Origin of the sequence: Streptomyces sp. NBC_01408, assembly GCF_026340255.1 — a bacterium.
In the GTDB taxonomy this organism is placed as follows: Bacteria; Actinomycetota; Actinomycetes; order Streptomycetales; family Streptomycetaceae; genus Streptomyces.
Genome location: NZ_JAPEPJ010000003.1, coordinates 497,568 through 511,551, shown reverse-complemented (window position 1 = coordinate 511,551; position 13,984 = coordinate 497,568). Strand labels below are relative to the sequence as shown.

Genomic DNA, 13,984 nt, shown 5'->3' with positions numbered 1-13,984 from the left:
ACCCGCCATGACCACCCGTAACCCTCACCTCCTGCTGATCTCGGGCATCGGCGGCCACGCCCCCGAGGACGCACTGGACTCCCTCGCCCGCATCAGCACGGCCGTCTCCGTCGTCCACCTCTCGGCCTGGGGCGACCCGGAGCCGGTGCGGGCCGACTGGGCCCGGCGCGGGCTGGAGGGGGAGTTCCTGACCGCGGCGGACCTGGACGAGGCCGTCACCGCGGGCCTGGCCCTGCACGAGCGGCACGCGCTGTCCGGGGTCGTCACCTACTCGGAGCTCCTGCTGCGCCCGCAGGCCGAACTCGCCGAACGGCTCGGGCTGCCGGGCAACACCCTGGCGGCGGTGACGGTGGCGCAGTCCAAGTCCCTGCAACGGCAGGTCTTCGCCGACCACGGCGTGCCGTCGCCGCGGTTCGCGGTGGTGCGCGAGGAGCGGGACCTGGCAGCCGCGGCCCGGGAGATCGGCCTGCCCGCCGTCTTCAAGCCGTCGCTGGGCGCGGGCAGCCAGAGCGTGCGCCTGGTGACCACGCAGCAGGAGCTCGTGGAGGCCTACCGCGCGGGCCGGGCCACGGCATCGGCCTTCCTCCAGAAGGAGGACGTCTTCCTGCTGGAGGAGCGGCTGGAGCTGGAGGCCGACGGCGACACCGGCTGGGCCGCCTACTGCAGCGTGGAATCACTGCTGGCCGCCGGCGAGCGCCACCACCTGGTCGTCTGCGACCGGCTGCCGCTGACGCACGGCTACGCCGAGGAGGGCGTGTCGATGCCCTCACGGCTCGACGCCGCGGCCCGGGCGGCGGCGGTCGACTGCGCGGACCAGGCGATCGCCGCCATCGGGCTGACCACCGGGGCCGTGCACACGGAGATCGCGCTGACCCCCGCGGGGCCGCGCGTGATCGAGGTCAACGCCCGGGCGGGCGGGCCGATGCCGGTCATGTTCGAGGTGTCCGCGGACTACGACTACGCCGGGCAGATCGCCCGCAGCGCGGCGGGGCTCGCGCCGGACACCGCACCGGAGTTCAGCCGGGTCGCGCTGCTGCGGATGCTGCCGATCCCGGCGGGGGAGTGGCGGGTGACCGCGCAGAGCCCGACGGAGGAGGTGCTGGCCGCCTTCCCCGAACTGAGCTACGTGGCCCCCCGGTTCAAGACCGGCGGGCAGGTGAGCCGCAACCGCACCCTGCACCTGGCGACCTTCCTGCTCGGTGCGCCGACGCCGGGGGAGGCCCGCGCGCTCGCCGACCGTGTCGAGCGGGCCCTCGGCATCGAGCTCGAGGAGGCCGGCGCACCTCCGGCACCGGCGCGGGCCGCCTGAAGCGGCACCGCAATCCCTCTCCCTACCTGCATTGGGACCACCTGATGAAGAAACGCTTCTACGCCACCGGACTGTCCGACGCCGTCGGACTAGGCATGTACCTCTCCCTGTCCGTCCTCTTCTTCGACAAAGCAGTGGACCTGCCCAACGCCCAGATCGGCCTGGTCCTCAGCGTCGCCGGCATCACCTCGCTCCTGGGCGCCATGCCCATCGCGCGGGCCGCCGAACGCTTCGGCACCCGTACCGTCCTCACCGTCCTGTTCCTCACGCGCGCGGCGGCCTTCCTCGCGCTGTCCGTATCGCACTCCTTCGTCGCCGCCCTGCTCGCCTCCGCGGTGGCCGGCCTCCTGAGCCGGGGCATCAGCCCGCTCATCGAGTCCGAACTCATCGCCCGGGCCCCCAACAAGGAGGCCGTCGGAGCCCTCGCCCGGCTCCGGTCGCTGCGCAACGCGGGCATGGCGGCGGGGGCCCTGCCCTCCGGCGCGGCCATCGCGCTCGGCGAGCCCTGGGCCTACCGGGCGGTGATGGTGCTCTCCGCCGTCCTGTTCATCGGCTGCGCCCTCGTCTGCCGCACCTTCGGCGACAGCGGGCACACGGCCGACGCGGCGGAAGGCGGGCCCTCGCGCACCAGCGTCCTGCGCGACCGGGTCTTCCTGCGGATCACCGCCCTGTACGGGGCCCTGACCATGTCCGCGCTCGTCCTCGGCCTCGGAGTCCCGCTGTGGGTGGTCCAGCAGACCCAGGCCCCCGCCTGGACGGTCACCCTGATCCAGGTCCTCAACACCGCCCTCGTCGTGGTCCTCCAGGTCCGGGTGAGCAAGGGCTCCGAGAACCTCACCGCCGCCCGCCGGATGATGCGGCGCGGCGGGCTGCTGTCGGCGCTGGCCGCGGTCCTCGTACCGCTGACGGCGCTCGGCGGCGCACGTACGGACCTGGCTCTGGTGGTGGCGGCCGCGCTGCTCTTCTCCCTCGGGGAGCTGTACATCATCTCCGGCACCACCGGCGCCGCGCTGCTGCACATCCCCGAGGGCCGCAAGACCGCGTACCTGGCCGCCTTCAACCTCGGCTTCGCGGTCACCACCGTGGTGGGACCCCCGCTCATCACCGCCTCCGTCGGCTGGGCCGTCTGGGGATGGCTGGGCTGGGGGCTCTACTTCACCGTCGTCGGCCTGGTCGCGATGCGCGTACCGGCGCCCCCGCCGGTCGGCGCCGAGCCGCGGCGGACCGTCGGGTCCGCCGCGTGAGGCGGGTCGGGGAACGGCTGGAGCGGGGCCCGAACACTCCCCTTTGCGCGGCTTACCGTCACCCTCGGACGACACGGCTCAGCCCGTCTGCCGCTGCTGCCGGCTCCCGCTCGGAATGCCGGTCGAAGCCGCCGCCCGGCTGCGGGATGCAACGTGGTCGGCGCCGATCGAGAGGATGTGGGCGGCCGAGGAGAGCGTGAGGTGACGGTGCCAGGCCTGGAAGGAGCGGCCGGTGAAGTCCCGCAGGCCGACCTGCTCCCCGGTGGCGGCGCTGTCGTAGACCGTCCGCCGGGAGAGCTTGGCCAGCCTGGTCAGCCCGTCGAGCGACGTCGTGGTGAGGTCCGTGAGCCACAGTTCGCTCGGCGGGCCGTTGCGGTCGGTCCACTCGCCCGTCAGCAGCCACTGCTGCGGTGCGGAGACGGAGCGGCGGGCCTGCGGCAGCTCGACGCGGATGCCCGCGACCAGGCTCTCGCGCACGACCGGCGCACCCGAGGACCCGTCCAGCCACTCGACGGGCCGGCGCAGCCCCCGTACGTGCTGGAGCATGTCGGCGACCGGGATGGGGCCCGCGCCGTAGCCGGGCATGGCCGTGTCGGCCACCCGCAGCTGGTCCATGGGCCGCATCCGGGCGAGGACGGGCACCCCCGCCGCGTGGAAACGGCTCAGCACGCTGCTGCTGACGACGTCCCGGGACGGCAGGACCACCGGGCGGCGCTCGGCGCCCCACTGCAGGGTCTCCAGGGCGGAGGCCGCGGCGCACTCGCCCGGCGTCTCCTTCTCCACCCAGTCGGGGATGTCGGCGCGGCGGCGCTTCTCCTCGTCCTGGAGCCAGGGCGAGGACAGGTGCAGCCGCCAGTTGACCGGGGCGCTCATCGCCTCGGAGGCCATCCACAGGCCGAAGGAATGCTGGCCGTGGACGGAGTACCCGAGTTCCGGGACGAAGCGGCGGTCTATGCCCACCGTCTGTTCGCCGGCCTTCTGGATCGGCATGGACTGCACGACCCATGCCTTGGGCTGGACCACGCGCTCGACGTGGCGGGCGAGGGCGGCGCGCATCGGAGCCCAGTTCCAGGTGGACTCGGTGATGAAATGGTGGAGGGACTGTTCGGTGCCCGCTCCGCCGACGACCGTCGCCAGATTGCGGATGGATTTGCGGCCCTGCGCGTACAGCAGGCCACGAAGGTACTGCTCACCGCGGGCGCGCTGGTCGCTGCGGCGCAGCGATATGAAGAGCTCCGGGCCCAGCTCCGAGATCATCGCTTCGAGGATCCGCTCCCGCGGGCTCTGCCCGACAACGGGCGGCGCCGGGGCCGGTGGGGTGAGGGGCGCCTGCTCCGAGGCGGGTACGGGCGCCTGGTAGGCGCTGTGCGAGGCGGCCGGCTGGGTGCCGGAATGGGTGGCCGCACGGCGCGCTGTCCGTCGTGTGGCATTGAGGCGGAAAGTCTGCATCTCTGCTCCTGAGTCCGAGTCAGGACGCAACCTTCGGATCTGGCGATACCGCTTCGTTCCCAGTTCGCTACCCCTTCGCTAGGTAACGGCATAGGATTCGTGAATGTGCTCTCCACCAGGGAGTATTGAGGGGAACAGGGCAAAGAGGTTCATGGGGGAATCATTGGAAGGCCAGGTGTGCTTCAACGTTCTCGGACCGCTGGAAGGCTGGAACGCGGGGGTGCGGATCAGGCTCGGTGGCCAAATTCATGAGCGAGTTCTGGCCACTCTCCTGCTCGAATCGCGGAGTGTCGTCCCTGTTGCCCGTCTTGTCGAGGCCGTCTGGGACGAAGAACCGCCGGTAACCGCCTCCCACCAGATTCGCAAAGCAGTCGCCGAACTGCGCCGAAGAATTCCCGAGGGCGGGAAGTTGATCGTCACCGACGGCCCCGGTTACCGGGCCGAGGTGGGCGACGGCCGACTCGACCTCCTCGAATTCTCCCGGCACCTGCGGGAGGCCCGGATCTCGGCCGCCGCCGGACGCACCCGGGAGGCGGTCGACCATCTGCGAGCCGCCCTGGCGCTGTGGCGCGGCCCGGTCATGTCCGGGACCGGCGGCTCGGTGGTGGAAGCCGCCGGCGCCTTATTGGAGGAACGAAGACTCGGCGCCGCCGAGCAGCTCTTCAACCTGCGTCTGGCCTTGGGGGAGGCCGGGGAGCTCGTCGGAGACCTGCGCACGCTCATCGCCCAGCACCCGCTGCGCGAGACCCTGCGCGGCCAGCTGATGCTGGCGCTGTACCGCTCCGGGCGGCAGGCCGAGGCGCTCACCGAGTACGCCAAGGTCCGCGAGCTGCTCGTCGAGGAACTCGGCATCGACCCGAGTGCGCAGCTCACCAAGATGTACGAGGACATCCTGCGGGCCTCGCCCGAACTGGCGAGCCCGGCCGCCCTGCCGGCGGCGGGCCCCGGCGCCGAGGCCCTGGCGGCACCGACCCCGGCCCCGGAATCCGCTGCCGCAGAAGCCGGTGCACCCGGCGTTCCCCGCGTTCCTGTTCCCGCCGTTCCCGCCGCCGGCGCCGCGCCCCCGGCACCGCGCGGAGCCTCGCCCAGCACCCTGCCACCCGACCTGGCCGACTTCACCGGCCGCGAGCGCGAGCTGGCCGAGGTCCTGGAGGCCTGCGGCCGGGACACGAACGGTGGCCCGCGGATCGTCGCCGTCGACGGCATGGGCGGCTGCGGCAAGACCGTGCTCGCCGTCCGCGCCGCATACCAGCTCGCCGACCAGTACCCCGAAGGCCAGCTCTACGCCGACCTGCGCGGCTTCAGCCCGGGTGAGCAACCGCAGCGCCCGGCCGTCACCCTGGGCGGCATGCTGCGCGTCCTCGGTGTGCCGCCCGAGGGCATTCCGGACGACGAGGCCGCACTGGTCGGGCTGTGGCGGGCCACCGTCGCGGGCCGCCGCCTGCTGTTCCTGTTCGACAACGCGTTCGACGCCGGCCAGGTGCTCCCGCTCCTGCCCCCTTCCGCGGACTGCCTGGTGCTCGTCACCAGCCGGTCCCGGGTGTGCGAACTCGACGGTGCCGCGTGGATCTCCCTCGGCGTGATGCCGCCGCAGGAGAGCCAGGTGATGCTCGCCGAGCTCCTGGGGGACGACCGGGTGGCCAGGGAGCCCGAGGCGGCGGGGGAACTCGCCGTCCTGTGCGGGCACCTGCCACTGGCCCTGCGGCTGGCGGGCGCCCGGCTGCGCAACCGGCCGCGCTGGACACTCCGATACCTGACGGAGCGGCTGGAGGACGAGACCCGTCGGCTGGACGAGCTGAGCGCGGGCGAACGCAGCGTCGCAGCGACGCTGAGCCTCTCGTACAAGGCGATGGAGGAGAGCCTCCAGGAGGCGTTCTGCCTGCTCGGCCTGCACCCCGGCGCGGAGGTCGACGTCTATTCGGCGGCGGCGCTGCTGGAGACCGGGGTCCGTGACGCGGAGGACATGCTGGAGGACCTCCTCGACATGCACCTGCTGGTGCAGAAGGAGCCGGGGCTCTACACCTTCCATGATCTGGTGCGTACCTACGCGCTGTCCCTCGGCGAGGGGCCGGAGGGGAAGGTGGGTAGGGCGTCCGACGGGCGGCTGCTCGGCTACTACACGGGCGCGACCGAGGCCGCGTGCGTGGTGCTGTTCCCGAGCCGGCGGAGTATGAAGCTGCCTCCGTGCCCGGAGTACGCGCTGCCGCCGGTCAAGCGGGAGGACCGGGCCCTCAAGTGGTTCGACCAGGAATCCGCGGGCATCCAGACGCTTCTGGCCCGGGCCGGGCACGAGGGCTCTCCGCAGCAGGTGTTCGCGCTGGCCCGCAATGCCTCCTTCCACCTGAACTTCCGTGGGCGGTTCACCGAGTTCGAGGCGGTGTGCCGATCGGGTCTGGCGGCCACGCGCAGCATGGGGGACTCCCAGCTGGTCTGCCGCATGCTCAACAACCTCGGGGTCGCGCGCTGGAAGCTCGGCCGGTTCGCCGAGGCGGCGGAGGCCAGCGAAGAGGCCCTCGAATGGGCCAGACACGCCGGCGCCGAGGAGGACGTGGCGGTCAGCCTCGGGATCCTCGGGCTCGTCCACTACGGGTTGGGGAACCTGACGCGTTCCTACGCTTACCTCATGGAGTCCGTCAAGGCGCTCGACAAGCTGGGGCCCAACATGCTGCAGCAACTGCTGGAGGACCTGAACACGTTTGCCACGGTGTGCACGGCCCTCGGCCGCCACGAGGAGGCCGCGGACGCCGCGCGCCGGGTCATCTCGCTCTGTCAGGAGTTCCAAAGCCCGGACCAGGAAGCCATCGCCCGCATGGGCCTGGCGCTGACACAGTGCGCGATGGGTGACCTCAAAGAGGCCCGGGCCAGCCTGGACCGGGCGCTGGCGCTGAGCGGCTGCTGTACGACGGAGACGGTGGTGCTGATGCTCGCCGTCTCGGCGGACGTGTGGGACCTGCTAGGTGAGACGGAGCCGGCGCGGGAGCACGGCGCCAGGGCCTTGGAGGTGATGACCTCCACCACATCGCCGCAGCGGCGTTCGCGTATGGACAACGTCCTGGCGCTGGCCCACCGCAGACACGGTCGGCACGAAGAGGCCCTGCGCACGCACGAGCGGGCACTGCGCTGTGCCGAGGGATCGGAGTACCGGGTCGAGATGGCCCACGCCCTGGACGGAATGGCGGCTGCGGCCGAGGAGCTCGGGCTGCCGGAGGCGGCCGGGTACCGGGACCGGGCCGAGACGCTCTTCGAGGCGATGGGAGTGCCGCCCAACGGCCGCCGGATCGTCTGAGCGCTGTATTGCGGCCGACGCAGGCACGAACAGGCGGAGGAACGCGGAACACCCTGGGGGCCCGTCCGGATTCGGACGGGCCCCCAGGGTGTTCCGCAGTCAGCTCACCGCTTCGGGCTCGGGGCCGGAGCCGGGCCGAACGGGCCCTTGTCGTCCGCCAGGACGACGTGCCCCGTCGTCGTACCGTCCGCCTGGCTGTCCAGCCCGCCGGCGACACCCAGACCGAGCGCGAGGGCGACCGAGAAGATGCTGATCAGAGCAGCGAGCTTGGCGCGCATATCAATTCCCCTTGGATTCTGCTTGAGTGCCGCTTTCGACAGAACAGAGATTCGCTTGAGGGGTTCCCGGAAGGTTCCCGCCCGGTTCCCGCCCGAGGGGGCCGGGGGGAACCCGGTGGTATTGCTGGCGGGAACCAGCGGGAACTGACTGGAACTGACTGGAACTGACTGGCGAACGCGTCCAATGGCCGGATCGGCATGTCCGATTACTGGACGAGGGAATTGCGGAGTTCCGACTCGAGTCGTCCGAGGTCACGGGCGTGGCCGTGGGCGACGATGTGCCCGTCGGGCCGGATCAGGTAGTAACCCGGCGCCCGGCACCCGGCCTGCGTCCCCGCGTCGCGGCGGCGCAGCGTCACCTGGCGCAGCCGCGGCCACCGTGCCACGACGTGCCCCAGTTCCTCCTCCCAGCCGCGGCTGCCGTCGGACACGACCGCCAGGTTCCAGGCGTCCGGGTCGGCCGCGGGACCGGAGATCCCGTACGCGAGGCCCAGACGCCGCGGGAAGACGGCGCCGACCTCCAGCGCGCCCGGCAGGGAGCGGCGCACGCGGCAGGCGGTGAAGCCCGAGGGCTGCTGGCTGTCGCGCACCGGCGGGTAGGACAGTCTGCGGCCGGCCATCACCGGGGCGTAGAACTCCGAGACGATCCCCGTCCGGTCGAGCAGGCGGAACGCCGCGTCGCGCGCGGCGACCGTCACCTTGGCCTTGGCGACCCAGGCGCGGGTCTGCAGGTCGGTGTCGCGGACGATCTGCCGGGTGACCTCCGAGCGCTCCTCGCCGTAGGAGGCGAGCAGCGAGGCGGGGGACTCGCCCCGGATGACCGCGGCGAGCTTCCAGGCGAGGTTGTGCGCGTCCTGGAGGCCGTTGTTCATGCCCTGGCCCCCGGCCGGGCTGTGGACGTGGGCGGCGTCGCCGGCCAGGAAGACCCGGCCGCGCTGGAACTCGCCGGCGTGCCGCGCATGCACCCGGAACACCGCCTTCCAGACGGCCTCCTTGATGCGGACCCCGCGCGGGCCGCGCTCGTCGATGATCGCCTGCATCATCTGCGCGTCGACCTCGCCGCCCTGCGGCATCACCGACAGGAACCGGAAGATGCCGCCCGGGATCGGGACGATCACCAGGGCGCCGTTCGCCGACTGGTAGAAGTGGCACTCGTCCGGCGGCAGGTACCCCTCGATACGGGCGTCGACCAGGGCGAACGCCATCTCGTACGTGGAACCCTCGAAGCCGATGCCCAGCTGGCCCCGGACCGCGCTGCCCGCGCCGTCGGCGCCGACGACGAACGGCACCCGGACCCGCTCCAGCCCCTCGGGCGTCTCCAGCACGGCGGTGACGCGGTCGGCGGCCTCGATCCGGCCGGAGAAGTCCACGCCGTCCAGGGCCAGGAGCCGCACCCCGCGCTCGATCTTGCCGCCGAGCGCCTGGAAGCGCTCGGTGAGCAGCCGCTCCGTGACGTGCTGGGGCAGGGTGCGGCACGCCAGGTCGTCCGAGAATCCGAAGGAGGCCAGGGGGCGCCGTTCGGAGAAGTAGCTCAGTGTGTTGATCCGTACGGACTCCCGCTGCACCGCCTCGCCCAGCCCCGTGTCCTCGAGGATGTCGAGGGCACGGGGCCAGACGGACAGGGCCTTGGGCGTCAGCATGGGTTCGGCGGCGCGGTCGATCACCCGGACCCGGATGCCGCGCCGCAGCAGCTCGACGGCGGTCAGCAGGCCGGTGGGGCCGGCCCCGACCACCAGGACATCAAGGTCGGACGTCCCGGAAGCCGGCACCGCTCCGCCTTCACTCGTGGGCCGGCTCCCGCCGGCCATCAGGTCAGCCATGGCCTCTGGACTCTCTCAGTCGGTACGGACGCCGGTGGTGGTGGAGTTCGCCGGCTCGGCGGGCAGCACGTCGAGGCTGATGCCGAAGTGGGTCTTGTACGCCGCGATGACGTCGGCGTCGTCCTCCAGGACGGTCTTGGAGCGCTGGTCGCCGTCCACGACGTTCAGGTGCCGGCCCTTGAGGGTGACGAGCCCGTTCTCGGTCCGGACGGAGCAGAAGAGCGCCTGGAGGAAGGAGGAGTCGGGCGCCGTGCGGTACCACCACAGCGAGGGCGCGTAGTCCTCGATGCGGACCGGGGTCTCGACCACCTGGTACAGCGGGCGGCCGCCGAGCCACAGGTCGACCGTGGCGGCCTGGCCCTCGACGTCCTTGAGCTGGTACTCGCCGTGGGGGTCGCCCTGCACCTCGCGGCTGCCCAGGTCAAGCGGGAAGCGGCTGTTGCGGCCGAAGCCGGTGTCGACCAGGTAGGCGTTCTCGCCGATGGTCACCTTCAGGGCGAGGTGGCCGAGGAACGGGCCGAGGCCCTCCGGGCGGTGCACGCGGCCCGGCAGGATGTCCACCTCGTAGCCCAGCGCTTCGAGGACGAAGCCGAGGGCGGGGTTGACCTCGTAGCAGCCGCCACCGCGGTGCTCGCGGCCGACCTTGTCGACGGAGCGCTGATCCATGTGGATCTCGCGGCCCTCGAGGTGGTAGTCGAGGTTCTCGAACGGTACGGACAGCACGGCGCGTTCGGTCACGTGGCGCAGGCCCGCGAGGTCGGGGGCCGTGGGCCGGGTGGCGCCGATGCGGGTCAGGTAGGCGTCGACGGTGGCGTCGTCGATCACGTTTGCGTCCAGCATGGGATCTCCTTGAGGGGTTTCGTCCCCTGGGATGGTCGGGGTGTTCGGGGAGGGAGGGGAGGCCTACCAGCGGATGAGCGACAGACCGAGGGCCATGCCGCCGCCGAAGCCGGCGAGCAGCACCAGGTCACCGGCGGCCAGCCGGCCGGATCGCGCCGCGTGGTCGAGGGTGACGGGTACCGAGGCGGAACCCGTGTTGCCGTATTCCTCGTACGTGGTCCAGGTGCGGCCGGCGCCCACGCCCAGTTCGGCGGAAAGGCTTTCCAGCATGCGGCCGTTGGCCTGGTGCGGAACGAAGTGGTCGAGGTCCGCGGGGGTGAGGTCCTGTTCAGCGAGGAATTCACGGATCGCGGGCGGTACGTTGTCGGCCACGAAGTCGCGGACTCCGCGGCCGTTCATGGTGAAGTACTGAAGGCCCTCGGCGAGGGTTTCGGGGGTCGCCGGAATGCGGCTGCCACCGCCGGGCACCTCGATGAGGTGCCGGTCGGCCGCGTAACTGGCCAGTCGGTTCGACAGGACGCCGCGGCCCGCTCCGGCGGACGGGCCGATGACGACGGCACCCGCTCCGTCACCGAAGAGGATGGTGGTGCGCCGGTCCTCGGGGTTCAGGATGCGGCTGTAGACGTCGGCGCCGATGACGAGCGCGTAGCCGTCGCCGGCCGTGGCGGCCAGCATGCTCTGCGCCGTGGTCAGCGCGAACAGGAAGCCGGTGCACACGCCGTTGACGTCGAAGGCGGCCGTGCCGTGGTCCGCGCCGAGCTCTCCGGCCACCACGGCGGCGGTCGGCGGCTGGGGCTGGTCGGGGGTGGAGGTCGCCACCACGATCAGGGACACCTGCGCGGCGCGGATACCGGCGCTCTCCAGCGCCGCGCGCCCCGCGATCACCGCGAGGTCGGAGGTCGCCTCATCGGCTTTCGCCCACCTGCGGTTGCGTATTCCTGTTTTTCCGAAGATCCATTCGTGGTCGACTCCGGCCGGCGCCCCGACCTCGTCATTGGAGACGACATGAGCCGGTACGTACGACCCCGTGCCCAGCACGCCGATTGAAAGAGAATTGCTCGCACTGCGAATTCCCGTCGTAATCAATTTGGGTGACTCCTCGCTGCGTGAAACTTATGGTTCCGTCCCGCGGAGAATCCAGCCAGGGTGTCTGCGGGACCTTGTCAGGTTCGGCGGGCGGGGTACGGGGCGGTCCGCCCGCGGGGGACCGACCCGTACCCCGGGCCGTCAGGCCGCGAGCATCCGCGCCGTCAGCGAGGCCAGTTGCTCCCCGATGATCCGCGGACCGTTCTGCGTCAGCACCGACTCGGCGTGGAACTGCATCGACGCGAAGTGCGGGCCGCGCAGCGCGTGCACCTCGCCGGTCAGCGGGTCGCGGCTGATGTCCACGAGACCGACGCCGGGCACGATGGCCGAGTCCACGGCGGAACGCGCGGCAAAGGTGTTGTAGAAGCCGACCCGTTCCCGCCGCCCGAAGAAGTCGATCTCCTTCTGCACGCCCTGGTTGGGTTCGGCGCGGCGCACGAGCTCGAATCCGAGGGTGGTGGAGAGGACCTGGTGGCTCAGGCAGACCGCCAGGAACGGCCTGCGTTCGTCCACCAGGGTCCGTACCGCCGACCGCAGGTGCTCGATCTTGGGATGGGCGGCGTCGCGCGGATCGCCGGGGCCGGGGCCCATCACCACGAGGTCGTGCTCGTCGAAGGCGTACGGCTCGTCGAACCGGCGGACGGTCACGTCCAGGCCGAGCGAATGGAGCTGACGGGCGATCATCGCGGTGAAGGTGTCCTCGGCGTCGACCACCAGGACGCGCCGTCCGGCCAGTGCCGGGTTCGAGGCGGTCCGCTCCTTCTCCTCCCCGAGCCAGTACCCGGCGATGGTCCGGTTGCGCTCTTCGAGCGCGGCCCGGACGTGGGGATGCGAGGCGAAGCGGGCCCGGCCGCCGCGCGACTCCAGCGCCGCGAGCAGTCCGGCCGCCTTGGCCTTGGTCTCGGCCACCTCCGACCACGGGTCCGAGTGGCGCACCAGAGTGGCGCCGACGCCGATGCGGACCTCGCCGGCGGCGCCGATGTCGGCCGTACGGATAAGGATGGACGAGTCCAGCGCATGCCCGCCCTCCTCGTCGCGGCCGATCAGCGCCAGCACGCCGCTGTAGTAGCCGCGGCCCTGGGGCTCGTACGCGGCGATGACGGAGGCCGCGCTCTCCAGCGGGCTGCCGGTGACCGTCGGCGCGAAGAGCGTCTCGCGCAGGATCTCCTCCGGGGCGCGCTCGCTGCGGCCCTCGATGAAGTACTCCGTGTGGGCGAGGCGAGCCATCTCCTTGAGGTACGGGCCGTCCACGCGGGCGCCGCCCTCGCAGATCCGGGCCATCATCTTCAGTTCCTCGTCCACCACCATGTAGAGCTCGTCGGTCTCCTTGGTGTCGGCGAGGAAGTCCATGACCTCGGGCAGGGAGGGACCGGCCGCCGGATAGCGGTAGGTGCCGCTGATCGGGTTCATGACGGCGGCGCCGTGGTGCAGGCTGACGTGCCGCTCGGGGCTCGCGCCGACGAGGGTGCGCTCGCCGGTGTGCACGAGGAAGGTCCAGTACGCGCCGGACTCCCGCTCCAGCAGCCGCCGGAAGAGGGTCAGCGCGTGTCCGGTGGAGTACTCGCGGATGCCGGTGGACCAGGAGCGCTTGATGACGAAGTTGGCGCCCTTGCCCTCACCGATCTCGTCCGAGATCACCCGGCGCACGGTGTCGGCGTACTCCTCGTCGGAGACGTCGAACCGGCCGCCCTCCAGCTCGATCGGCAGATCGGGAATGAGGGCGAGGGCCTCGACCAGGGAGACGCGCTCCTGACCGGTGACGGTCATCGCGACCAGCGGGGTGTCCTCCTCGGGCGCGGCGAAGCCCCGCTCGGCGATCTGCCGGTAGGGGACGAGCGCCAGCACCTCGTGCCGGGCGCCGGCCGGGCCGCGCGCGCCCCGGGCGTGCTCGGGGCGCAGCTGCGCGAGCGTCTGGACGGTGGCGGTGTCGCCGACGACGACGTCGATGACGCCCGGGCCGGTGGCCTCGGGCCGGAACAGCAGGGCGAACGGGGGCGGGTTGGGGCCGAGGACGCGGGCCAGCAGCGGCGAACTCATCCGACGAGCTCCTTCGTGGAGGTGACGACCGCGCAGCGCTTGGCGGCGTAGTCGATGGCCAGCCGGTGCTCCTGCTCGCTGAAGTCGCCGATCGCGTCGGCGACGAGGAAGGTCTCGATGTCGTGGCTGAAGGCCTCGATGGCGGTGGTCAGCACGCCGACGTGCGCGTACACGCCGCAGATGACGAGCTGGTCGCGGCCCGCCGCACGCATCCGCTCCAGCAGGTCGGTGTTGAAGAAGGCGCTGTAGCGCCACTTCGTGCAGACCCAGTCGCCGTCCGCCGGGGCGAGCGGGGGGACGACCTCGCGGTCCTCGGGGCTCGTACGCATCCCCGGGCCCCAGATGTCGGCCAGCAGGCCGCGCTGCTCGGGGGTCATGCCGCCGGGCTGGGCGGTGTAGGCGACGGGGGCGCCGGCGGCCGCGAAGTGCTCACGCAGCAGGACGGCGTTGGCGGTCAGCTCCGCGCGCAGCCCCTCGGGGAACGGCGCGAGGAAGTAGCGCTGCATGTCGTGGACGAGCAGTACGGCCCGCTCGGCGTCGAACGACCACTGTGGCACGGACGGAGGGAGGTCTCCCGCGGTCGGGAGGGGATAGTGCTCGATGGTCGGTATGCCGGCCATGATGTTCCTCTCGGA

The 13,984-nt window shown here is 71.9% G+C and carries 10 protein-coding genes; 3 read left to right on the top strand and 7 right to left on the bottom strand.

The genetic code is table 11. From position 1 onward, the window contains the following. The first annotated feature begins 7 nt into the window (after positions 1-7). Both OG447_RS29960 and OG447_RS29955 read left to right on the top strand, forming a co-directional pair. On the top strand, positions 8-1,309 hold the full coding sequence (locus OG447_RS29960; protein WP_266940602.1) for an acetyl-CoA carboxylase biotin carboxylase subunit family protein: 1,302 nt from the start codon (positions 8-10) through the stop codon (positions 1,307-1,309). 44 nt (positions 1,310-1,353) lie between these two features. Further along, entirely contained in the window at positions 1,354-2,553 is a 1,200-nt protein-coding gene (locus OG447_RS29955) for an MFS transporter (RefSeq protein ID WP_266940601.1), read from the top strand. A gap of 78 nt (positions 2,554-2,631) precedes the next feature. On the opposite strand, the gene OG447_RS29950 is transcribed toward OG447_RS29955, so the two are convergent. Beyond that, positions 2,632-4,002: a transposase gene (locus tag OG447_RS29950; protein WP_266940599.1), complete on the bottom strand. Its 1,371-nt coding sequence runs from the start codon at positions 4,000-4,002 to the stop codon at positions 2,632-2,634. A 151-nt stretch (positions 4,003-4,153) separates the two neighbouring features. On the opposite strand from OG447_RS29950, the gene OG447_RS29945 reads away from it, so the two are divergent. After that, the gene (locus OG447_RS29945) at positions 4,154-7,288 is read left to right on the top strand and encodes a BTAD domain-containing putative transcriptional regulator (protein WP_266940597.1); all 3,135 of its coding nucleotides are present in this window, start codon (positions 4,154-4,156) and stop codon (positions 7,286-7,288) included. A gap of 104 nt (positions 7,289-7,392) precedes the next feature. Here the strand turns inward: OG447_RS29945 and OG447_RS29940 are convergent, their stop codons facing one another. From OG447_RS29940 to OG447_RS29915, 6 genes are all read right to left on the bottom strand, one after another. Beyond that, positions 7,393-7,566: a hypothetical protein gene (locus OG447_RS29940; protein WP_266940595.1), complete on the bottom strand. Its 174-nt coding sequence runs from the start codon at positions 7,564-7,566 to the stop codon at positions 7,393-7,395. Positions 7,567-7,772: 206 nt separating this feature from the next. Further along, complete coding sequence (locus OG447_RS29935; protein ID WP_266940593.1) at positions 7,773-9,386, bottom strand: FAD-dependent monooxygenase; 1,614 nt, start codon at positions 9,384-9,386, stop codon at positions 7,773-7,775. Positions 9,387-9,401: 15 nt separating this feature from the next. Then, positions 9,402-10,226 (bottom strand): arylamine N-acetyltransferase, encoded by an 825-nt coding sequence (locus OG447_RS29930; RefSeq protein ID WP_266940591.1) that lies wholly within the window; start codon positions 10,224-10,226, stop codon positions 9,402-9,404. A 63-nt stretch (positions 10,227-10,289) separates the two neighbouring features. Beyond that, entirely contained in the window at positions 10,290-11,264 is a 975-nt protein-coding gene (locus OG447_RS29925) for a 3-oxoacyl-ACP synthase III family protein (RefSeq protein WP_266940589.1), read from the bottom strand. Between the two features lie 189 nt (positions 11,265-11,453). Continuing rightward, positions 11,454-13,349 (bottom strand): anthranilate synthase family protein, encoded by a 1,896-nt coding sequence (locus OG447_RS29920; protein ID WP_266940587.1) that lies wholly within the window; start codon positions 13,347-13,349, stop codon positions 11,454-11,456. Continuing rightward, complete coding sequence (locus OG447_RS29915; RefSeq protein WP_266940586.1) at positions 13,346-13,969, bottom strand: isochorismatase family protein; 624 nt, start codon at positions 13,967-13,969, stop codon at positions 13,346-13,348. Before OG447_RS29915 ends, OG447_RS29920 begins: the two co-directional genes overlap by 4 nt. Positions 13,970-13,984: the final 15 nt, after the last annotated feature.